Origin of the sequence: Sorangium sp. So ce367 (genome assembly GCF_051520455.1) — a bacterium.
In the GTDB taxonomy this organism is placed as follows: domain Bacteria; phylum Myxococcota_A; class Polyangia; order Polyangiales; family Polyangiaceae; genus Sorangium; species Sorangium cellulosum_B.
Genome location: NZ_CP150334.1, coordinates 3,907,002 through 3,929,084 on the forward strand (window position 1 = coordinate 3,907,002; position 22,083 = coordinate 3,929,084).

Annotated in this window: 16 protein-coding genes; 10 read left to right on the forward strand and 6 right to left on the reverse strand. The window is 71.3% G+C overall.

Annotated features, from left to right (window positions below):
* Nucleotides 1-24 precede the first annotated feature (24 nt).
* Both WME97_RS15015 and WME97_RS15020 read left to right on the forward strand, forming a co-directional pair.
* Nucleotides 25-1,059, forward strand: coding sequence for a sensor histidine kinase (locus tag WME97_RS15015; protein ID WP_437552585.1), 1,035 nt, complete (start codon nucleotides 25-27; stop codon nucleotides 1,057-1,059).
* The gene (locus WME97_RS15020; protein ID WP_437552586.1) at nucleotides 1,056-1,811 is read left to right on the forward strand and encodes a LytR/AlgR family response regulator transcription factor; all 756 of its coding nucleotides are present in this window, start codon (nucleotides 1,056-1,058) and stop codon (nucleotides 1,809-1,811) included. The genes WME97_RS15015 and WME97_RS15020 overlap by 4 nt, the downstream gene beginning before the upstream one ends.
* Here WME97_RS15020 and WME97_RS15025 read toward each other — a convergent pair.
* Nucleotides 1,795-2,886, reverse strand: coding sequence for a serine hydrolase domain-containing protein (locus tag WME97_RS15025; RefSeq protein WP_437552587.1), 1,092 nt, complete (start codon nucleotides 2,884-2,886; stop codon nucleotides 1,795-1,797). The genes WME97_RS15020 and WME97_RS15025 overlap by 17 nt on opposite strands.
* Before the next feature lie 304 nt (nucleotides 2,887-3,190).
* On the opposite strand from WME97_RS15025, the gene WME97_RS15030 reads away from it, so the two are divergent.
* From WME97_RS15030 to WME97_RS15050, 5 genes are all read left to right on the forward strand, one after another.
* Nucleotides 3,191-4,306 carry an STAS domain-containing protein gene (locus WME97_RS15030; RefSeq protein WP_437552588.1) on the forward strand — a complete coding sequence of 372 codons (1,116 nt, stop codon included), beginning with the start codon at nucleotides 3,191-3,193 and terminating at the stop codon, nucleotides 4,304-4,306.
* Nucleotides 4,307-4,512: 206 nt separating this feature from the next.
* Nucleotides 4,513-4,845 (forward strand): hypothetical protein, encoded by a 333-nt coding sequence (locus WME97_RS15035; protein WP_437552589.1) that lies wholly within the window; start codon nucleotides 4,513-4,515, stop codon nucleotides 4,843-4,845.
* Between the two features lies 1 nt (nucleotide 4,846).
* Nucleotides 4,847-6,211 (forward strand): efflux RND transporter periplasmic adaptor subunit, encoded by a 1,365-nt coding sequence (locus tag WME97_RS15040; protein ID WP_437552590.1) that lies wholly within the window; start codon nucleotides 4,847-4,849, stop codon nucleotides 6,209-6,211.
* Between the two features lie 10 nt (nucleotides 6,212-6,221).
* Nucleotides 6,222-9,356, forward strand: a complete 3,135-nt coding sequence (locus WME97_RS15045) for an efflux RND transporter permease subunit (RefSeq protein WP_437552591.1) — start codon at nucleotides 6,222-6,224, stop codon at nucleotides 9,354-9,356.
* A 3-nt stretch (nucleotides 9,357-9,359) separates the two neighbouring features.
* Nucleotides 9,360-9,938, forward strand: a complete 579-nt coding sequence (locus WME97_RS15050; protein ID WP_437552592.1) for a redoxin family protein — start codon at nucleotides 9,360-9,362, stop codon at nucleotides 9,936-9,938.
* 12 nt (nucleotides 9,939-9,950) lie between these two features.
* Here WME97_RS15050 and WME97_RS15055 read toward each other — a convergent pair whose 3' ends face one another.
* Both WME97_RS15055 and WME97_RS15060 read right to left on the reverse strand, forming a co-directional pair.
* Entirely contained in the window at nucleotides 9,951-11,480 is a 1,530-nt protein-coding gene (locus WME97_RS15055) for a hypothetical protein (protein WP_437552593.1), read from the reverse strand.
* 153 nt (nucleotides 11,481-11,633) lie between these two features.
* Entirely contained in the window at nucleotides 11,634-12,761 is a 1,128-nt protein-coding gene (locus WME97_RS15060) for a hypothetical protein (RefSeq protein ID WP_437552594.1), read from the reverse strand.
* 288 nt (nucleotides 12,762-13,049) lie between these two features.
* On the opposite strand from WME97_RS15060, the gene WME97_RS15065 reads away from it, so the two are divergent.
* Nucleotides 13,050-14,762, forward strand: coding sequence for a hypothetical protein (locus tag WME97_RS15065; RefSeq protein ID WP_437552595.1), 1,713 nt, complete (start codon nucleotides 13,050-13,052; stop codon nucleotides 14,760-14,762).
* A 52-nt stretch (nucleotides 14,763-14,814) separates the two neighbouring features.
* On the opposite strand, the gene WME97_RS15070 is transcribed toward WME97_RS15065, so the two are convergent.
* Nucleotides 14,815-15,858, reverse strand: a complete 1,044-nt coding sequence (locus WME97_RS15070) for an MBL fold metallo-hydrolase (protein WP_437552596.1) — start codon at nucleotides 15,856-15,858, stop codon at nucleotides 14,815-14,817.
* Between the two features lie 51 nt (nucleotides 15,859-15,909).
* Between WME97_RS15070 and WME97_RS15075 the strand changes: the two genes are divergently transcribed.
* Both WME97_RS15075 and WME97_RS15080 read left to right on the forward strand, forming a co-directional pair.
* Entirely contained in the window at nucleotides 15,910-16,044 is a 135-nt protein-coding gene (locus tag WME97_RS15075) for a hypothetical protein (protein WP_437552597.1), read from the forward strand.
* Nucleotides 16,045-16,890: 846 nt separating this feature from the next.
* A complete protein-coding gene (locus tag WME97_RS15080; RefSeq protein WP_437552598.1) occupies nucleotides 16,891-19,668 on the forward strand; it encodes an RICIN domain-containing protein in 2,778 nt (925 codons plus the stop codon).
* Nucleotides 19,669-19,824: 156 nt separating this feature from the next.
* Here WME97_RS15080 and WME97_RS15085 read toward each other — a convergent pair whose 3' ends face one another.
* Both WME97_RS15085 and WME97_RS15090 read right to left on the reverse strand, forming a co-directional pair.
* Nucleotides 19,825-21,204, reverse strand: a complete 1,380-nt coding sequence (locus WME97_RS15085) for a FecR domain-containing protein (protein ID WP_437552599.1) — start codon at nucleotides 21,202-21,204, stop codon at nucleotides 19,825-19,827.
* Nucleotides 21,197-21,838: an RNA polymerase sigma factor gene (locus WME97_RS15090; RefSeq protein ID WP_437552600.1), complete on the reverse strand. Its 642-nt coding sequence runs from the start codon at nucleotides 21,836-21,838 to the stop codon at nucleotides 21,197-21,199. Before WME97_RS15090 ends, WME97_RS15085 begins: the two co-directional genes overlap by 8 nt.
* Nucleotides 21,839-22,083 lie beyond the last annotated feature (245 nt).

Below are 22,083 nucleotides of genomic sequence, written 5' to 3' on the forward strand. Positions count from 1 at the left end.
CCCGGCGCTGCTAGCGTTGAACGGGTGACGCAGGAGCCCGCAAGCCAGGGAAAGGCTCACGTCGGCAAGGCCGTGGTGATCACCACGGCCGTGCTCTGGCTCCTCGACTGGATCGACCATGGAAGCTTCGAGCCCTGGCGCGGGCTGGGCACCGCGGCGTGGGTCGCGGCGGTCCTCGGCGCGCTCACGCTGGTGGCGCGCCGCATCGAACCGCGGCGCGCGCCGATCTGGCGTCAGCTCGTCGTGCTCGCGTTCACCGCCGGGATCGCCAGCTCCATCGCCACCACCTCCTTCTCCCTGGTCGCCGCGGCGCTGCCCGAGGTGTTCCCAGAGGGACCGCGACGGCCGCTCGTGGCCACCGCCGTCGTGGGCTTCTTCGACGGCGACGCCCTGTTCGGCTTCTGGGCCCTCCTGATCGAGCTGCCTCGACAGATCGGCGCCGAGCGGAGGCTCGAGGACGAGCGGCGCGCGCTGCGCCAGGAGGTCGAGCTCGCGCACATCCGCGCCGCGCTCGAGCCTCACTTCGTGTTGAACACGCTCAACACGATCGCCGGCCTGGTGACCGAAGAGCCGGCCGAGGCGCGCACCCTGATCGCGACGCTCGGCGACCTGCTGCGGGACATCATGCAGGGATCGCGGCGATCCCATCACACGGTCCGCGAGGAGGTGAGCTGGCTGCGGGGCTTCGCGCGCATCCTGGAGTCCCGGCACTTCGGGCGGCTCGCGTTCGAATGGGACGTCGACGCCTCGGTGGACGACTGCGTGCTCCCGGTGCTGCTGCTCCAGCCCCTGCTGGAGAACGCGGTGCACCACGGCGCGCTGCGCCGGCGGGAGCGCGGCCGTGTCGTCCTGCAGATCACCGGGGAGGCAGGACACCTGCGCTGCGCCGTCGAGGACGAGGGCCCCGGCTTCGACCTGGCCGCTGTCCCGCCGGAGGGGCGGGGGCTCGCGCTGGTGCGGCGCCGCGTCGCCCTGGAGTCGGCCGACGCGTCGCTGCGCATCGACTCGAGGCCCGGCCGGACGCGCCTGGAGGTCACGCTGCCCAGGAGGACCGCATGAAGCAGCTCTCTGCTCTCGTCGTCGAGGACGAGTGGCCGGCGCGCAACTTCCTCGTGGAGCTGCTGCGCGATACAGGGAGCTTCGGGTACATCGCCGCGGTGACGGACGTCGAGGCGGCTCGAGAGGCGCTCGATCGGTTAGAGCTCGGCATCGACGCCGTCTTCGTCGATATCCGGCTCGTCGATCGCCCTGGAGACACGTCGGGCCTCGACTTCGCCCGCTCCCTCTCGGCCCGCGCGAGCCCGCCGGCGGTGGTGCTCGCCACCGCTCTGGCGCACCACGCGCTGGATGGGTTCGAGATGGGCGCTGTCGACTATCTCCTCAAGCCGTTCACGCTCGACCGCGTCACCACGTGTGTGGCGCGGCTCCTCGAGCGACGCCGGGCGCCGTCCCCGAGCGCGGGAAAGCCGCGCCTGGTCGCGCGAAGAGACGACCGCCTGGTCTTCCTGGACCTCGACGGCATGCTGGCGTTTCAGGCGGCGGAGCGGCTCACCTATCTCCATCACGTGGACGGCGTGTTCTCGGTGGACCTCTCGCTCAACGCGCTCGGGGCCACGTTGGGCGACCGTGTCCTTCGCGTGCACCGCAACTGGCTCGTCGCCCCGGCGTACGTGCGCGGGCTCGGCCGGCTCGACGGGGAGCTGATCCTCGAGGTCGGTCCAAGTCTCCGCGTGCCCGTCTCGCGCGATCGCGCGCGCGAGGTCCGGCAGCGGCTCCTGGAGAACACCGTCGGCATCACTCTGCCCGACTGAGCTCGCCTCTCTCGGCCGAGAGGACCAGCTTCGCCAGCTCGACCCCGAAGCCCTCGATGTCGAACACATCGTACGTGTTCGTCCCGAGGATCACGCGCGTGTTCGCCGCCGGGCAGTCGACCGCAACCCCTCCAAGGCCATAGTCCCCGGCGCCGGCCACGGCGTAGACCGTCTTGCCCTCCAGGTCGTGGGCGCCGCCCGAGAGGTAATGCGTCTCGTACGACGCGAATGCTGCCGGACCGAGCACCTCCCCCTTCCAGACGGCGACCAGCCAGCGCTCGAGGTCGGACACCGTCATCACCAGCCCGCCATTGCCGACGAGCGACCAGGTGTACGGCCATCCGGCGGGGTCGTTCTCCCCGAAGGTCGAGGCGTCGTATCCGATCGCGGTGTCGACCTGCTCCCAGATCGGGTCACCGAAGAACCCGCTCTGTCGCATGTGGGCGGGAGCGAAGAGCTCGTCACGCACGTAGTCCGTGAACGCTCGTCCCGAGACGGTCTCCACGACGTCGGCGAGCAGCGTGTAGCCGGAGTTGGAGTATTGCTCGTCGCTCCCCGGCTCGAACAGCAGCTCCTGCGCGAAGATCCGCTGGCGTGCTTCGAGCCGCGTCATCGGCTCGAAGTCCCCCTCCGTGTCGTGGTACTCGTCGAACCCGGCGCGGTGCTGGAGGATCTGAACGAGCGTGATCTCGGCCTTGTCGGCCGGCACGTCATCGAAGAGGGTCGCGAGCGAGTCGGTGACCGCGAGCTTGTGGTCGCCTTCGAGCTTGAAGATGGCCGTCGCGGTCAGGTCCTTCATCACGGAGCCGAAGTCGTACGCCGTACCGGCGACGTTGGGGATGTTGCTGTCTCGATCCGCCAGGCCGTAGCCGCTCGCGATCACCTCGGCCCCGTCGACCGTGACCAGCACCGATCCGGAGAAACCGGCCGCGGCCGCGTCCGAGAGGCGACGCTCGAGCTCCTCGCGGAGCTCGTCCCGCTCGGGAAGTGCGGTCGAATCCCCGCTGCACCCAGTTTGTGGGACAGCCAGCGTGACCAGGCCGGCTGCCATCAGCCATTGCGAGATAGGTTTCATGCCGCGCCAGGCTGCCAGCCGGGCTCGCGAAGATCAGGGACGAATCGACGAGCGCCAGGTTCTCGGTCACGAGCGGGGGGTTGCGCGGGACGAGCAGCGCTCTGCTCTCTTCCTCTGGCCTGTTCGCCGCCGCCTGCACCGTCGCCGCGGCGCTGGCCCCGCCTCCCGAGTGGCCGTCACGGACGTGCGCTCCCGCGCGAGCCCCAGAGCGCCGTCGTGGCTCGCCCGTCGAGGGCGACGCGCGCCGGGTCGAGCCGGTACACTGCGGCAGGCGGGCGGGGGCGCTCGTGGACCCGGAGAATTTATGAGCACAAGCTCTGAGCTTCTGGACAAGAGGATCCGCGTCGACGTCGGGGGAATGGCGATCGAGTGGGATCTCGAGAACGGGCAGTGCACCTGGGCCGGCGTCCCCTCGGTGTCGATGTTCCTGCCGAGCAGCGTGGTTGGGCTGATGTCCGGCTTCCAGCGGATGGCGGGGACCGAGCGCTTCAACCTCGCCGTGGAGAGCGGCGGGCGGCTCAGCATCGACGACGACTGGACCTACATCTCCGGTTATCCGACGTTCGAGGAGGGCTTCAAGGCGCTCGGCGTCGGCGCGGCCACGGCGGGCTGGGGTGTGTGGCACGTGCTCTCCCTGGACCGGGAGCGGAAGGAGGCCCGCTTCCGCGTGGTGAACGGGTGGGAGTCGGTCTACCAGAAGGAGCTCGATGTCTGCTGGGGCAGCAGCATGATCGCGGGCAAGCTGGCCGGATATTGCACCCGGCTCTTCGGGGAGGAGTGCGACGTCGAGCAGACGTCGTTCGCCGCCCGGGGCGACGCCCACGACGAGTTCACGGTGCGCCCCGCCACGACCAGCCTGGAGGACCGGCTGCAGCACCTGCTCGACGAGGAGCGGGCGACGAAGACGGATCTGGCCATCGCGCTGCACAAGCTGAAGCGCGAGGTCGAGGAGCGCGCCCGCATCGCCGAGGAGCTCCAGCGGACCGAGCAGGAGCTCCGCGACAAGCTGTCGCTCATCGAGCGGCAGCAGCACGAGCTCCGCGCGCTCGCCACCCCGATCATCCAGGTGTGGGACGGCGTGCTGACGCTCCCGTTGATCGGCACGCTCGACGGCGTGAGGGCCGGGGTGATCACGGAAGAGTTGCTCGACGCCATCGTCAGGACAGGCTCCCGCTATGCGATCCTCGACATGACCGGCGTGGACAGCATCGACGGCGAGACCGCCGATCACGTGATCCGGATCATCCGCGCGGTCGAGCTGCTCGGCGCGAAGGGGGTCATCACCGGCGTGCGCCCCGCGGTGGCCGCGCTGATCACGTCGCTCGGCCTGGAGCTGTCCGCCGTGACCACGCTGCGGAACCTCCGCGAGGGGCTGCGCATGTGCATCCAGTCGCTCTCGGACAAGCCCGCAGCGGTGTGAAGACAGCGCGCGGTGGGACGCCGCCCACCGGCGATGGCTCTGCCCGCCAGAGTCAGCCCAGGGAGGGCCATGGCCGGCCCTCGTCCCCGGCTCGCGCTCTACGCTTGCGGCCAGGGTCAGCGGCGGTAACGGTGGTGGCGGTGCGATGGCGCGCGTCCGAGGCGCTCCCGTCGCGTGACGCCGCGAACAATCAAGAGAAAAGGCCCATGAAGCTTCGTTCCATCTCGGTCCTGATCTGCGCCTTCGCCCTCGGCGCTGCGTCGTGCTCGAACGAGGCGCCGAGCGCCGGCAAGGCCGCGCCCGAGCAGACGCAGGCCAAGGCGGCCGCGCACGCGCCGGCCGACGTGAAACCCGGCTCCCACGAGGACTGGTGCGGAGAGCACCAGGTGCCCGAGTCGCAGTGCACCCGCTGCAACTCGGACCTGATCCCGGCCTTCAAGGCCACGGGCGACTGGTGCGCCGAGCACGGGCTGCCCGAGTCGCAGTGCCTCAAGTGCAATCCTGATCTGAAGATCGTCCGGCCGCCGAAGGGGAGCTGACGTGCCAGGCCGCGCTGGCATCGCGGTGCTCCTGCTCCTCGCCGCGCTCCCGGGCTGCGGGGGCAAAGGGACCGACAACACCGCGGCGGAGAAGGCCGGGGCGAAGCGGAGCGCGGCGTCGGCCGTCGAGGGCGCCATGTGCAAGGAGCACGGCGTGCTGGAAGCCCTCTGCACGAAGTGCAACCCGAGGCTCGTCCCGGTCTTCCAGGCCAAGGGAGACTGGTGCAAGGAGCACGCGTTTCCGGAGTCCATCTGCCCCATCTGCCACCCCGAGCGCGGAGGCAAGCCGGCGGCCGACGTGGCGAGCGACGGCGCGCCTGCCGACGGGACGAAGGTCAAGCTCAAGACCAAGGACACGGCCCGGCTCGCCGGGATCCTCACCGCGAAGGCCGTCGAGCGTCAGGGCGGCGGCGGCATCCCCGTGACCGCCAGGGTCGTCTACGACGCGCTCAAGGTGGCGGAGATCAACGCCCGCGCCCCGGGGGTCGTCCGGCAGCTGCACGTGGACGTCGGCGCGGAGGTCAAGAAGGGCGCGCCGCTCGCGATCATCGACAGCGCCGACGTGGGTGCGGATCGATCGCGGCTGGCCAGCGCGCAGTCGCGCCTCACGATCGCCGAGGAGAACCTGAAGCGCGAGGAGCAGCTCGAAAAGGAGGGGATCTCGTCGCGCCGGAGCGTCCTCGCCGCGCAGCAGGAGCTCGACGCTGCCCGCGCCGAGCGCGCCTCCTTCGCGGCCTCCCTGGCCGTCGTGGGCGCGAGCGCGGGCGGGAGCGGGGGCTACACGCTCACCACCCCGCTCGCCGGCGTGGTGACGCAGCGGAAGGCGACCGTGGGTAGGCTCGTCGGCGTCGAGGAGACCCTGTTCGAGGTGGTCGACGTCTCGAGCATGTGGGCCGAGCTCGACGTCCCCGAGACCGAGCTTGCTGCCGTCTCGCTGAAGCAGCCGGTGGTCCTCGAGGTCGACGGCATCGAGGGACGCGAGCTCACAGGGGAGATCACGTATGTGGCGCCGGCGATCGACCCGGCCACGCGCACGGCCAAGGCGCGCGTCCCGCTCGCGAACCCGGGCGGCGCGCTGCGGGCCAACATGTTCGGCCGGGCGCGCATCCTCGCCCCCTCCCGCGCGGCGGTCGTTGTGCCCCGCGCCGCGGTGCAGCGCGCGAGGACGGTGAAGCTCGTGTTCGTGCGGCTCGCCGACGACCAGTTCGAGGCGCGGCGGGTCGAGGTCGGGGCGACCGAGGGCGATCTCGTCGAGGTGACCAGGGGCGTGCGCCCGGGCGAGGAGGTCGCGACCGAAGGGAGCTTCCTGCTCAAGACCGAGACGCTCAAGGAGAGCATCGGCGCCGGCTGCTGCGGCGAGGACTGAGCCGCGGGCCATGCTGAACGCCGTCATCACCTGGTCGCTCCGCCACCGGTTCCTCGTGATCCTGGCCTCGATAGGCCTCTCCCTGGCGGGCGTCCTCGCGTTCCGCCGCCTGCCGATCGACGCCTTCCCGGACACGACGCCGGTGCAGGTGCAGATCAACACCGTCGCGCCTGCCCTCTCCCCCGTCGAGATCGAGCGCCAGATCACGGCGCCCGTCGAGCAGGCGATCTCGGGGCTGCCCAGGCTCGAGGAGGTCCGCTCGCTCTCCCGCTTCGGCCTCTCGCAGGTCACCGCCCGCTTCGAGGACGACACGGACATCTACCTGGCCCGCCAGGTCGTCATGGAGCGGCTCCAGACCGTGACGTTGCCGCCGGGGATCCATCGCCCGGAGCTCGGCCCGGTCGCCACCGGGCTCGGCGAGGTGTTCCACTACGTTGTCACGGGCAAGGGCAAGTCGCTGAGCGAGCTGCGGACGGTCCACGACTGGGTCATCGCACCGCAGCTCCGCTCGGTGCGCGGCGTGGCCGAGGTGAACGCGTGGGGCGGCGACGAGCGGCAGATCCAGGTGCTCGTCGACCCGGCGGAGCTCACCGCGCGGGGGCTCTCGCTCCACGACCTCTCCGAGGCCCTGGAGCGCAACAACGCCAACGTGGGCGGGGGCAACCTGGACCAGGCCGGCGAATCCAGCCTGATCCAGGGCATCGGCATCGCCACGCGCGTGAGCGACATCGAGGACATCGTGGTCGCCGCCAAGGGCGGGGCGCCCATCCGGGTGCGCGACGTCGCCCGGGTGGTCGAGGGGCGCGAGATCCGGCGGGGCGCGGTCACCGCGGACGGCCAGGGCGAGGTCGTGCTCGGCCTCGGCTTCATGCTGATGGGCGAGAACAGCCACGACGTCACGACGCGGCTCAAGGCACGCCTTTCGGAGGTCGAGAAGAGCCTGCCGCCAGGGGTCGACGTCGCCGTCGTGTACGACCGCACCGAGCTCATCGACAGGGTGCTCGGCACCGTGGAGAAGAACCTGCTCGAGGGCGCGCTGCTGGTCGTGGCGGTGCTCTTCGCCTTCCTCGGCAACCTCCGCGCCGGGCTCATCGTGGCCTCGGCCATCCCCCTGTCGATGCTCTTCGCCTTCGACCTCATGCTGCGCGCGGGCGTCGCGGGGAGCCTGATGAGCCTCGGCGCGATCGACTTCGGCCTCGTCGTCGACAGCTCGGTGATCATGGTCGAGAACTCGGTCCGGCGGCTCTCCGAGGATTCGAGCGACCGGAGCACGACGGAGGTCGTGCGCGACGCCTCGATCGAGGTCCGCAAGCCGACGATGTTCGGCGAGCTGATCATCATGATCGTCTACCTGCCGATCCTCGCGCTCGAGGGGGCGGAGGGGAAGCTGTTCCGGCCGATGGCGCTCACCGTGATCTTCGCGCTCATCGGCTCGATGATCCTGTCGCTCACGCTCATGCCGGCGCTCGCGAGCCTGCTCCTGCCGCGCCGCATGAAGGAGCGCGAGAACGTGCTCGTGCGCCTCCTCAAGCGGGCCTACCGGCCCGTGCTGCAGCTCGCGCTGCGCTGGCGCTGGGCGGTGCTCGCCGGGGCCGTGCTGCTCCTCGGCAACGCGGCCTTCCTCGCGACGCGGCTCGGCGCCGAGTTCGTGCCGCGGCTCCGTGAGGGCACCCTCGTCGCCAACACGGTGCGGCTCTCGGGGGTCTCGGCGGGCGAGTCGATCCGCTACGGCACCCGGCTCGAGCGGGTCCTCCTCGACAGGTTTCCGGACGAGATCGAGCGCGTCTGGACGCGCACGGGCACCGCGGAGGTGGCGACGGACCCGATGGGGCTCGAGCTGTCCGACATGTTCATCACGCTCAAGCCGCGGGAGGCATGGAAGCGCGCCGCCACGCAGGACGAGCTCGTCGAGACGATGGAGTCCGAGCTCGCGGGGATGCCGGGCATGCGCGTCATCTACACGCAGCCTATCGAGATGCGGGTCAACGAGATGGTCGCGGGGATCCGGGCCGATCTCGGGGTGAAGCTGTTCGGCGACGACTTCGACACGCTCAAGCAGAAGGCGCGCGAGATCGAGGCCGCCCTCAAGCAGATCCCCGGCGCCGCGGACGTCGTGACCGAGCAGGTGACAGGCCAGCCCGTGCTCCAGATCGAGGTCGACCGCGCCGCCATCGCCCGCCACGGCATCGCGGCCGCCGACGTCCTGGATGTCGTCGAGGCGCTCGGCGCGCGCGAAGTGGGGCAGCTCCAGGAGGGCGAGCGCCGCTTCCCCGTGGTGCTGCGCATCGACGATCGCTACCGGGAGGACCCCGCCTCCATCGGCCGCATCCTGGTCACCGCGGCCGGCGGGGAGCGCATCCCGCTCGCGCGGCTCGCGAAGATCCGCACGACCGAGGGGCCGGCCGCGATCAACCGCGAGTGGGCCAAGCGCCGGATCGTCGTACAGGCGAACGTCCGGGGCCGCGACGTGGGCACCTTCGTCGAGGAGGCGAGGGCGAGGCTCGATCGGGAGGTCGAGCTCCCGCCCGGCTATTACGTCCGCTTCGGCGGGCAGTTCGAGCACCTCGAGCGGGCGCAGGCGCGCCTGCTCGTCGTCGTGCCCATCGCGCTCGGGCTGATCCTGCTCTTGCTCTACTTCACGTACGGGCGGCTCCTGGACGCGGTCCGCGTCTTCACGGGCGTCCCGTTCGCCGCGATCGGCGGCGTCGTCGCGCTCTGGGTTCGCGATCTGCCGTTCAGCATCTCCGCGGGCGTCGGGTTCGTTGCGCTGTCGGGCGTCGCGGTGCTCGGGGACATGGTGCTCGTCTCGACCATCCGGCAGCTCACCGCGGCCGGGATGCCGGTGCGCGACGCCATCGAGCTCGCGGCCGAGCGGCGCCTCCGCCCGGTCCTCATGACGGCGCTCGTCGCCTCGCTGGGCTTCGTGCCGATGGCGCTGAACACGGGCGTCGGCGCCGAGGTCCAGCGCCCGCTCGCGACCGTCGTGATCGGCGGCGTGATCTCCTCCACGCTGCTCACGCTGCTCGTCCTGCCGGCGCTCTACAGCGTGGTCGGCGGGAGGCTCCGCGCGGACGCCGCCGGCGAGGCGGGCGCCTCCGAGCCTCCGCGGCCTGCCGGCCCGGCCCTGTCGCCTGCGGCGGAGTAGCCGGTGCGCGCGCGCTCCCGCCTCCGCGCGATCGCCGCCGCCGCGGGCGTCCTGATCCTCGTCCAGGCGCTCGCCGTGGGGCTCTACTGGGCCGTGGAGCGCCGCCGCGGCGCCGAGCGGCCAGGTCGCCCTTTCGCGGTCGAGCGGCTCCACGACGGCCAGCGCGTGCCCGACGCTGCTTTCGAGCAGCCGGACGGGACCTCGCTTCGCGCGGCCGCCCTGCGCGGCCGGCCTGTGCTGCTCCATTTCTGGGCCACCTGGTGCGCCCCCTGCCGCGCCGAGCTCCCGCGCTTGCTGGAGCTCGGCCAAGAGCTGGAGAGTGCCGGGAGGCTCCAGGTCGTGGCCGTGAGCGTCGACGAGAACTGGGAGGTCGTGCGCGCCTTCTTCGGGGGCGAGGTCCCTCCCGGCGTCGTGCGGGCCGGATCCCCTGCGGTGCAGCAGCGGTTCGGGGTCTCGACGTTGCCCGACACCTTCCTGGTGGAGGCGGACGGCAGGATGTCCCTCCGCTTCACGGGCGCGAGGGACTGGCGAGCGCCCGAAGCGACAACGCTGCTGCTTGGACAGGAGCGGCCAGCGCCCTGAGCGCGCTTCCCGCTACTCGGCGCCCCCGGCAGACACCGACGAGCCATCGAGGGAGCCGCCTGCGCCATTCGTGCCGCCTGCGCCACCCGCGGCATCCGTGCCGCCCGCGCCATTCGTGCCGCCTGCGCCACCCGCGGCATCCGTGCCGCCCGCGCCATTCATGCCGCCTGCGCCACCCGCGCCATTCGTGCCGCCTGCGCCACCCGCGGCATCCGTGCCGCCCGCGCCATTCGTGCCGCCTGCGCCGCCCGCGGCATCCGTGCCGCCGGTGCCATCCGTGCCGCCGGTGCCATCCGTGCCGCCCGCGCCACTCGTGCTGCCTGCGCCGCTTGTGCTGCCTGCGCCACCGGAGGCATCCGTGCCGCCCGCGCCGCCCGTGGCATCGGCGCCACCGGTGCCATCCGCGCCGCCCGTTCCACCGGCGCCGCCACCACCACCCGTACCGCCTGTGTCGGGGTCCTCCAGGGGGAAATTCTCGTCGAGGCACAGACGGCCTTCAGGCGTCGCGGTGCAGATCTCTCCCTTCGCGCAGGCCCTCTGCCCCTTCGGGCACTTCGTCACGTCGAAGAGGCAGAATCCGTTGGTCTCCACGCCGAAGAACACACACGAGGCGTGCGGCAGCAGGCAGTCGCTGTGGCTGTTGCACGCGGGCGCGCACATTCCGAGGTCACCAACCCCGGGCTCGGCTGTCAGAGGATACAAGCAGAGACCGCTCTCCAGCCCTCCGCAGTCCTCGTTGGCGACGTCCCCGCCGAGCCCGCACAGCTCGGCGCACACGCCGACGTCGGCGCCGATGTCGATGCACCACCCCGCGCAGGGATCCGTGCCGTCGGCTTCGAGCGCGCACTCGGCGCCCACCGGCAGCCCTTGTGTGGGCTCGTCGACGCAGATGTTCATGCGGGGATCGCAGACCCGTCCGCCGCACTGGCTGTCCGATCCGCAGTTCGGCATGCACACGAACACATCGTCGATCTCCTCGCAGCGCAGCTCCTCGCGGCCGCGGCACTTCGTCGGATCGAGCTCGTCGACGATGGTCTCGAGGGGCGGCTCTGCCGGGGTGCAGCCGAGAAGGCAGAGGCCGTCGAAGCACGCGCTGCCTTCGCCCTCACAATCGCTGTCTCCCGTGCACGTGGTCGTGCAGTACCCGCCCGCCGGGCCTCCGCCGAGGAACTCGTCGCCCGACTCCGTGAAGCAGAAGCCGCGCCGGCCGCAGTCCGCGTCCCTCTCGCACCGGGCGCCGAGCCCCCGCCCTTCGCCTGAGCCGCCGTCGCCTGAGCCGCCGTCGCCGGAGCCGCCGTCGCCGCCCCCGGCGCCGCTCTGGGCGCTGGAGCCGCCGTCGTTGCCGTCGGAGCCGCCGTCGCCCGTGCCGCCGTCGCCCGTGCCGCCATGGCCCGCCGCGCCCGCGCCGTTGCTGCCGGCGCCCGCGCCGTCGCTCGTCGATGTGCCTCCCGTGCCTTCGTCGGAATCGTCAGAGCAGCCGAGAAATCCCGTCGAAACGGCGACCGTGGTGAGCAAAGCCGCCGCAATTCTTCGCACTCTCATCGCTGTCACCCGAACCAGGAGGCCGTGCCCCCATCGGGCGCGCCATCGACTGATTCACAGACGGTACCGGAATCGGCGCCTCTCCAACATCGGCAAACCGCCTTGTGCCGGCGTTCGCTGCCCCCCGCCGGGCCACGCGGGCGCGGCCCCGCCTCAGAGCCGCACGAGCAGCCCAAGAAACCCGGCGAACGTCGGTCTCCCCGCGGTGCCGAGCCGCTCGCCGCCGAGCGTCACGACGGCGCGGGGCTCGGCGAAGATCGCGTGTGCATCCACCAGGAGGGCCGCGCGGTCGGTCAGGCGCAGCCCGGCGCCCCCGCCCAGGGCCGCGGCGACCGACCAGACATCGCCCGTCGCGCTCCGCAGCGGCGGCAGGGGATCACCGCTGACGAACAGGTGAATTCCGCCCACGCCGGCCGAGAGCACAGGCCAGATCGCGCCGCCCGTGTCCAGCGCCCATACCGCCTCCAGAAAGGCCATCTCCTGACGGACGGACACCGTGCCGAGCTCGCCATCGAGCGTCGGCCCCAGCGTCGGCCCGGCGAACGTCAGCCGCGCCGCGAGCCCCGCGGGCAGCGCGCCGCCGCGGCCGTCCGCGCCGGCCCCGTACGACAGCCGCAGCGCGGGCCCCAGCGCCGGCCCGACGCCATCAGCGCTCAGGAGCGCCACGAAGCCGGCTTCCACGCCCACGCCCGCGAGCATCCCGGCCCGCTCCGGCGCAGGGGGCATCCCGGCCCGCTGCCGGACGGGCGCCATCCACCGCCGCACGTCGTCGGGAACGGCGGCGCCGCCGTCCTCCGCGGCGCGCCCCTGCGGCTCCTGCAGGCTCGCCTCCAGCAGGCTCGCCTGCAGGAGCTCGACCGCGCGCACGGCCATCACCGACGGCGCCGCCGCGCCGGCCGCCTCCACGGCGCGCACCACCGTCTTCTGCGTCACCCGATCGACGATCCAGAGGTCGGCGGTCGCGCCCGTCCGCGAGCGGACGATCGTCGCGGCCGCGAACGCGTCCGCCTCCTTCGCGGCGCGCTCCAGCCCTGCGCGCAGATCGCCCTCGGGCGCTCGCAGGACGCGCACCACCTCGAACCCCGCCGCGCCGAGCTCGGCCCGCAGCCGCGTCGCCGCCTCGAGCACGAGCGGGTCGTCCACGCCGGCCTCGACGATCACCACCCGTGACGCGGCCGCCGCCGCCTTCCGTGAGGGCGCGCCGGGCGGCGCCGCGTCGGCCCGCGCCGCGGCGGGCGCCGACGCGAGCAGGAGCCAGAGCAGGAGAGTGAGGGAGCGCACGCGCCAGGGCTCTATCAGATCGCAGGCGGGGGTGGAGGCGCATCGCAGCGGGCCAGGGGGAGGGGAGGGGGCACGGGGCCCAGCGGCGCACCCGAGGAGCCGAGCCACGGCGATCCCGCAGCGTCCGTCCGGACGGGCCACGACCGACCGGGAGGACCTCCACGATGCGGCGCGCTCTCGCGGAGGAGCGTCGATGGGCATAAGCTCTAAGCTCGAGTGGACCCCAACCTGCCGTCGATGCGCCGCCGCAGGGATCAGGGGCGACCGCGCCGATCGAGGGGAAACGCCATGGCAGATGGGGAGCTCGAGGATCTGCAGCGGCAGGCGCCGCCCGCCGAGGAGATCGAGCTCGTCAACAAGACGGCTCGCCGGATCTGCATCAGGCGCGATGGCAGCGACCTCGTCGTGGCGCCTTTCGACGTGGTGCGCACGACGGAGACGGCGGCGCAGGGGCTGGATCTGAGCGTCTGGCTCGAGCGTGGTTATGTGGAGAAGCGCGCCCCCGTCCAGGCCGAAGAGTCGAGCCTCGACGCCGCCGCCATCGCGGGGGTGCTTGTCCTCGGGGGGCTCACGTCGCTGTTCGTGGTCACCCTGGACGGCTGGGCCCGCCTGGCCTTCGGCACGGTCGGCGTCGGGATGATCGCGTTCACCGTGTTCCCGTCGCTGGATCGCTGGGCCCGGCATCGCCATCGCAGCACCGCGTTGATGCTGCGCGACCAGTTCTGGCGCGCGATCGGCATGCTGGCGGTGTGCCTCGTGGGGTTCGGCATCCCCGCCGCCACCGTCCTCTTGCAGGCCGAGAAGCGCCTTCACGAGATCTTCACGTTATCGATGCGCAGCATGGCGTTGCTGCTCCTCTTTGCGCTGTTCATCGGCGCCGCGGCGACGTTGCCCGCGCTCCTGTTCTTTCTGTTCGCGGAGCAGCGCCGGAACGTGGTGAAAGAGCAGTTTCACCGCGACGTGCTGCGGCTCGACCCCGCGCTCCGCACGATCGACGAGGCGGAGCGGGCCTATTCGCCGCTGATGAAGGACGCGCTCGACACCCGGCGCGGTCCCCTGTTCTTCGTCCCGATCATCCTCAGCACGTTCCTCCTCTCGGTCGGCTGGGTGATCTCGGCGCTGCCGACGGTGGCCTCCGTGGCGGAGACGCTGGGGGACGAGCCGGTCGAGCTCCACTCCCTGTTCATCCCCAACCGGACCGCCTTCACGTTCGCGTTCCTCGGCACGTATTTCTTCGCGCTCAACATGGTATTCCGCCGCTATGTGCGGGCGGATCTCGGGCCCAAGGCGTACAGCCACATCTCCGTGCGCATCATCATCGCCACGATCCTGGCCTGGGTCATGAGCAAGACGTTCGAGGGCGCCTCGCTCTCGGGCGGCGCGGCGCCCATCGACAACGCGCCCTGGCACCTGCTCCTGCTCGCCTTCTTCATTGGCATCGTCCCGGACACCGGGCTCGCCGTGCTCCACGACCTGCTCAAGACGCGCATGGTCACCTTCTTCGTCCCGACCCTGAAGGACCGCGACCCGCTGACCCACCTCGAGGGCATCACGCTCTACGACAAGGCCCGCCTGCTCGAGGAGGGCATCGAGAACATCGAGAACCTCGCGCACCACAACCTGATCGAGCTGATCCTGCGCACGCGCATCCCGGCCCCGCGCCTTGTCGACCTCGTGGATCAGGCCATCCTGTATCTCCACGCGCGAGACGAGGCCGAGCCGGCCCGGAACGCGCCGTCGAGCATCCTTTCGAGGCTGAAGGCGCATGGGATCCGCACGGCGACCGATCTCGAGCTCTGCATGGCGACGCAGGAGACGCGCGACGCCGTGATACGGCTCTCCTCCGAGTCGCGCATCCTGCTCCTGCTCAGCGCGCTACGGGACGACGAGTGGATGCCGCAGCTCCGGAGCTGGCGCGAGTTCCGCAAGACCTACGAATACGCCTACACCGTCGAGCAGCTCACGCCGCCCTCGGCCGGGACGAGGCCCCAGGCGGCGTGACCGCGCGAGGCGTGGCGCGGCCTTCCGGCGGAGCGGGGCTGGCCGCTGTCCGTCACCGCGGGCCCGCGACCGCCCGCCACCACGGGGTCGGCGCGCCGACGCGCTCGGGCTCGAACGCGGCGCCGATCCGGGGGGTCACGACGCGCGCGCCGCGCTCGGTGGCCAGCGAGAGCAGCGTCTCGGCCGGCTCGTCCCAGTCGTGGAGCCCGAGGTTGAAGGTGCCCCAGTGGACGGGCAGGAGCGTGCCGCCGCCAAGCATGTCGAACGCGGTCAGCGCGTTCTCGGGGCCGAGGTGGATGGTCCCCCACGCGGGGTGATACGCGCCGACCTCGAGCATCACCAGGTCGAAGGGGCCGTGTTGCTTGCCGATGTCCTCGAACCCGGGGAACAGCCCGGTGTCGCCGGAGAAGAAGACCTTGCGCCGCTCCGACTCGATGACCCAGGAAGCCCAGAGCGTCGCGTTGCGGCTCGTCGGCCCGCGGCCCGAGAAGTGCTGAGAGGGCGTCGCGGTGAAGCGGACGCCGCCGATCTCCGCGCGCTCGTGCCAGTCGAGCTCGGTGATCCGCGCCGGGTCGACGCCGAGCGCCTCGAGGAGCGCGCCCACGCCGAGGGGCGTGACGATGGGGACGCGCGTGCGGGCCAGCGCCTCGATCGTCGGCGCGCAGAGGTGATCGAAGTGGTCGTGGGAGAGCAGGACCGCGTCGAGCGGCGGCAGCTCGTCGAGCGCGGCCGGGACCGGATGGAAGCGCAGCGGCCCGGCAAAGGAGACCGGCGAGGCGCGCTCCCCGAACACCGGATCGGTGAGCACCCGGCGGCCATCGAGCTCGAGGAGGACGGTGCTGTGGCCGAGCCAGGTGACCCGCAGTCCGGTGTCGCTCTGCCGGGCCCACGTCTCGTGGGGCCGCACGACGGGCAGCGGCGCGGGCGGCTCCCGCCGGCCTCGGCGGAAGAAGAACTCGCCGAGCACGGGCAGCGTCGAGCCCTTGGTCATGGTGGGGCCGGCGCCCGATGGGTTCTCGAACTTGCCGTCCTTGAACTGGGCTGAAGCGCGCGCCCGCTCGAGCCGCAGCCCTTTGCGACGCCGTGAATCGTTCATGAGGGGACGACCTCCTGCCAGGCGCGGTGCCTGGCGAGACGGAACACGACCTTGAAGGCGACCATTCCGCTGCCTGGTCGCCGGAGGAGGCGTGGGCTCCTCCTGCTGGAGCGCGCGCTCGGCCAGGGTGGCTCGCTCACGCACCGGACGAGCTTTGCGATCGGCGCGCCGACCGTCAAGGCCTGAACTTGACAAATTGTTCTCAACTTGTCAATGTTGACCATCGCCTGACGCTTTCTCCTTGCCCTGGCCCCTCGGCGATTCACCCCGTGTCCCTCCGGGTACCGCCTCGGGGGAGCGACCTGCCTGGATGTGTGCAGGGATCGACGCACGGCGGATGCCTGGTCATCCGATGATCCAGGGGGGCCGCGGCAACTCTCGTTCAGGCGAGACTCGACCCGTTCAGTGACACGGGCGAAGAGGGCGCGAGAAGCCAAATGTCTCGGTCGATGTGGGACATTGCGGCACAGGTCACTGGCCATCAACTGTCGTGGTCGTGGCTTCGTAAATAGTCGTTCATAAATGCCGGTAAAGTGAACGAGATGGACGGGCGCGCGGCAGAGTGAAGAGGATCGAGGGCGGGAGACCGGCGCGGAGATGCGCAAATTTGTGCGTATTGCGCGGATTTGTGGACGATCACGCAAACGATCCTGTGTTCATCATGTGAGCGTTCACGCGAGCGACCATGTGAGCGAACACGTGAACGATCATGTGAACGACCATGTGAACGAACGCGTAAACGAACGCGTAAACGACCATGCAAATGACGCGGCGGGACGCATGATGGGCTTGACTCGCAACACGATACGGGACAAGAGTGATCCTCTTAGCGGTGCCTGACCGCCTGTCGAACGAGTCCTCCAGCTCCGCACCTCGTGATCGAGATCCCCTGGGGGGGCGATGACCGATGACTACCGCGGCCGTCCCTCCGGAGCCTCCATCGCGCATTGCGTGTCGAGAGCCCCTGACCAGCGCAAGGGCAGCGTCGAGCTGTAGATAGACCGTACTTCTTACTTGACAGAGGAGAACAACATGAGATTCGCATCAAGGAGCGCCTTGCTTGCCTCCGCGACGAGCCTTCTCGCCGTCTCATGCATCGCTGGTCTGGACGACACCGGCAGCGAGCAAGGCGACGCGCTCGAGGAGAGCCTCACGATCGACCCGAACGCGGTCTACACGCTCGTCGGCGTGCAGAGCAGCAAGTGCGTCGAGATACGCGGGGGCAGCACGGCGAGCTCGGCGGCTGCGCAGATCGCCGCGTGCAACGGCGCCACGCGACAGCAGTTCCGGGCGGAGTCCGCGGGGAGTGGATACTTCCGGCTGCGGAACGTGAACAGCGGCCTCTGCCTCGGGATCAACGGTGGATCGACGGCGAACGGCGCCACCGTCGTCCAATCCAGCTGCGGCAACGCCACGAGCCAGCAATTTTCGTTCGTGGACGTCGGCAACAACGCCCAGCGGATCATGGCCCGAAACAGCAACAAGGCGCTCGACGTGACCGGGCGGTCGACCGCGGACGGCGCCGGCCTCCAGCAGTACAGCTGGGCGAACGGCGACAACCAGAAGTTCACGTTCAAGGTCGTGGGGGGCAGCTCAAGCAGCGCGAGCAGCAGCTCAAGCAGCTCCAGCAGCGCGAGCACCGGCGTCGGTGGTTCGGGCGGCGCTGGTGGCGCTGGCGGCTCGACCAGCTCCAGCAGCTCGACCAGCGCCAGCAGCTCAAGCAGCTCCAGCAGCGCGAGCACCGGCGTCGGTGGTTCGGGCGGTGCTGGCGGCTCCGGCGGTGCTGGCGGCTCCGGCGGTGCTGGCGGTTCGGGCGGCGGCGACGCGGATACGGGGGTCAACCCGGCGTCGGGCTGCACGCTCGGCTACAGCCAGATCCCGGACGGGAAGGGCGGCAAGAACGTCGAGGCCGTCTGCCTTCCGAAGGAGATGAACTTCAACATGGCCGCGTCGCTGGAGGCCTTCAAGACGACGGTCTACCCGCTCTTGACCGCCAACTGCTCTGGCTGCCACAGCTCGACGGGCAAGGCCCAGGCGCCCATGCACGCCGACGTCGATCCGGCGCTGGCCCACGAGTACGCGCTCACGCGCGTCAACTTCAAGAAGCCGGCGGACTCCAAGCTCGTGGTCCGGATGGGCATCGACCGGCACAACTGCTTCGGAACGAGCTGCAGAGACGCGAACACGCAGATGCTCAACGCCGTCACGGCGTGGGCGAACGCCGTCGCGCCGACCCTGCCGGCCACCCCGCGCCCCGTCGCGGCCGGCGAGAAGGTCACCGAGGACCAGGTCAAGGCGTGGATCGCGACGGACAAGGCCACCGTCGCCGCGGCGGACGCGGAGTTCATCAAGTACGCCTCGCTGCACGAGCTCCACAACGCGGGCGTCAGCGCGGAGGAGCTCAACGTGGCCCGCGTGGGGCTGTCCAAGGCCCTGAACTCGACAGCGCGCTGGGCCCCCACGATCGTCAACCCGGTGGACATCAACGGCAAGGGCATGGTCTACCGCTTCGATACCCGCAACTACTGGGGCTACAACAAGGGGGTCACGAAGCTCCACTTCGGCGGATCGGACGACGACGTCTTCTTCGGGAGGACCTCGGTCAACTACCTGGGTGAGCCCGTCGGCTCCGACGTCACGTTCAGGGAGCGGTACAGATACACCTCGACGGTCCAGGTGGATCCGAGCTTCGCCAGGCTCGTCTGGGGGCGCGTCCTCGCCGGCAACGTGGAGGGCGCCACGGACAGCCAGGTGCTGCCGCCCAACGTCAACGGCTTCAAGACCGATTACATCGAGGCGGGCCAGCTCGTCTATACGCTGACACGCCCGGACGTCTACAACGCCATCATGGCGATCCCCTGGTACGCGCAGGATCTCGAGGCCGAGCTCGGCGTCATCAAGGACGCGGGGATCAAGTCGTACGAGTACATGCTCACGAAGCAGGCCATCACCGTCGATTCCCGCATGTACTACAGGGCCAGGACGAAGAGCGGCGGGTACTACTGGAAGACGTGGGACGTCTTCTCCGGGCAGCTCGACGGCGTGACCACCATCGAGCAGGCGTACGAGACGGGCCAGATCCGGTTCCCCTTCTGGGCGCACCCGATCCCCAAGTTCATCAGCGGGGCCGGCGGCTCGGCGAGCAACTACAGCTTCATCGCGACGCTGGCTCAGCCGAACGGCACGGAGCCGGCGGGGTGCGATGGGGCGCCGAGCTACGCGGGCGGCAGCTACATCAACTGCCGCTATTACACCGGGACCGACGGGCTCCAGCAGTCGGCGGAGGAGGTGATCTGGGATCTGCCGAACGGCCTGCAGGGGTACTCGCTCTGGGGCGGCATCAACCAGCGCCGCGTCGACGCCTTCGGCAACATCGTGCGCGATCCGCGCCTCCTCCGGAACGCCTCGGACGCGCAGATCAACAGCACGCTGGGCTTCGCCACCCAGGACCGCCGCCTGAACACCGGCAGCTCCTGCATCGGTTGCCATGCCGACGGCATGAACCGAGGCAACAACGACCTGCGCGACTGGCTGGACGCCGGCGGCTCGCGCCTCCCGAAGGGAGAGCACGGGGTCGACGGGTGGATCAACGACGCGGCGACGGTGGCCCAGGTCAAGGAGCTGTATCCCCCGTCGACCGTGATGCGGCCGCGCATGGAGGACGATCGCAAGGTCTTCCTGACGGCGATGGCGAAGATGAAGCGGGGCATGATCCTCGGCGCGGACAAGAACGTGTACGTGGAGCCGACGATCTGGACCATCGAGTGGGCGCAGAACTTCTACAAGTACCCGCTGAGCCGCTCGAACTAGCACCTTCACTTCGGAGCTCACAGGTCCGAGGTGGGCAGCGCGGCGCGCGAGAGGGCGCGCCGGATTGCCTTCCTCGGGCCTCCGCACTTCTCAGGGAACGTTCTCCCGATCGGATCAAACGATGGATGCCAGAACGGGTGAGTCACCCGCCGGGCGTCACGGCGTGAGGAGATCGCGCGCCACGGGCTCATGCGCGCCGCGCGGATGGCGCTTCAGGTAGAGCTCCGCGATGGGGCGCGCCGCCGCCCGGCCGGCCGTACGCTCGACCGCCACCATCTTGCGGCCGAGCGCCTCGGCCGCGAACGGGCCGCCCGGCGACTCGGCGAGGTACGTGTCGTACCAGGTGACGGCCGCCTCGGGCGAGCCGCCGTCGTGGATCAGGCGGCCGAGCAGGAAGGCCGCCGCCTTGCCCTGGCTCGTCCCCGGGAACCGCTTGCGCGTCGCCGAGAGGGCGCGCTGCGCCACGTCGCCCCGCCGCGCGTACCGCGCCGCGTCCCCGAGGGCGACAAGGTCGTCCAGCGAGCCCCGCTCGAGCACCCCCCCGAGTCCGCGCTGCTCCGCCTCGGCCAGGACCGCCCGGAAATCCCCCGCCGCCACGCGCTGCGCCCAGCTCGGCGCCGCCGCCGCCGCCGCGCCGGCCGGCGCCGCCGGCCCCGCACCGTCCGTCGGAGGGCTCGCGGGCGCCCCCTCTGCCCGCGAGCCCTCCGGCCGTACGGCCCCGGCGTCGCCGCCCCCGGCGCCGCCAGGTCCGATGGTCTTCTCCTCCCGGGGCTGCGCCGCCGTGCCCGCGGGCGGCAGCGCCTTCGGCGCCGGGTCCGCCGCGCTCGCGGCGTCGCCGCTCGAGATCTGCACGTCGCCCTCGCGCATCCGCGCCACGAGCCGCTGCCCGGCGCGGAGCGGCAGCCCGTCGGGCGCGAGCGGCCCGCGCACGGTCACGCTCCCCTCGTGCAGATCGACGCGCAGCGTGCCGTCGCCGCGGCTCCAGGACACGTCGAACGCCGTGCCGGTGACCAGCACCGCGAACGGCCCCGCCTCGACGGACCAGCGCGCCTTCGGCCGCCGCGTGACGCGCAGCGACGCGCGGCCGTCCTCGAGCAGCATGCGCGCCCCGGCCGCGTCGACGTCGACCACGCGCATCGCGCTGCCCGGCGAGAGCGCGACGGAGGTGCCGTCCGTGAAGCGGAGCCGCGCCTCTCCGCCCGCCGTCGCGGCGATGTACCGGCCCGCGGCGGAAGGCGCGCCCTCGACGGCGTAGTCGAGCGGCCGCGCCGGCCAGAGCGTGACGAGCGCGAGCGCGAGCGCCGCCCCGCCGGCGAGCGCGAAGCTCCACCGCGGCCGCCCGGTGAGCGCGCTCCACAGAGGCGAGGCGCGCAGCCACGCGCCCACGCGGCCCAGGGCTCCCGCGCGGCCCGCGCCGCGGCTCACCGCCTCCACGAAGCGGGCGCGCTCGGCGGCGTCGTGCGCCGCGTCGACGTCCGCGGGGACGCCGCTCCGCACGATGTCCGCGAGCCGGCTCAGCTTCTCCGCTTCATTCATCGCGATCTCCTCCGTCGGCGGGGAGGGTCCCGGGCCGATCGAGGTCCTGCGGAACCTTGGTGAGGTAGGCCGAGAGCGCGGGATCGCGCTCCGCGGCGGTGAGGATCCGGTGAGACGCGCGCGCCAGGTGGCGCTTCGTCGTGGCCAGGGAGCAGCCGAGCGCGGCGGCGATCTCGGTGAGCTCGAGCCCCTCGATGAACCGCAGCACGAAGAGCGTCCGGGACCTGTCGTCAACCTGGTCGAGGATGCGGTAGAGCCGCGTGAGCGCCGCGCGCCCCTGCGGATCCTGCTGCGCGCCCCCCATGTCCGGGAGCTCGCCCGACGGCGACAGCTGGAGCCAGCGCCGCACACGCCTGCGCCGCAGGTCGGCGCGCGCGACGCGCACCGCGATGCCGACGATGAAGCTCGAGAGCAGCGAAGGGTCCCTGAGGTCCTTCGCCACGCGGAAGAAGCGCAGGAATGTGTCCTGCACATGATCGTCGATCTCGTCGCCCGGCCCGAGGGTGCGCGTCAGGATCCGGCGCACGAGCGGCGCGAACCTCTGCCAGAGGATCGGCGCGGCGCCCGGGTGCCCCTGCGCTGCGGCGCGCGCGAGCGCCTCGTCGTCGGTCGCCGCCAGCGGTAGCGCCTGCACGCCTCGCCTTTGCGTGAAGGGCGCGACCGCTGTCAAGGGCGGGACGGTCGACCGGCGCGTCGGGAACACGCCCAGCAGTGTTCTCCAGAGGTCCACCGCGGCTCAAGATTCGGCACGCCCGCGCACCGGAGGAGCTCGAGGCAAGGAACGACGAGCAACATCGATGGAATGTGCGCTGGACTACCGTTCTCGGCCATGGCGGCTCGTACACGACATCGACGCCGTCACGGTGGGTTCCGTATCAG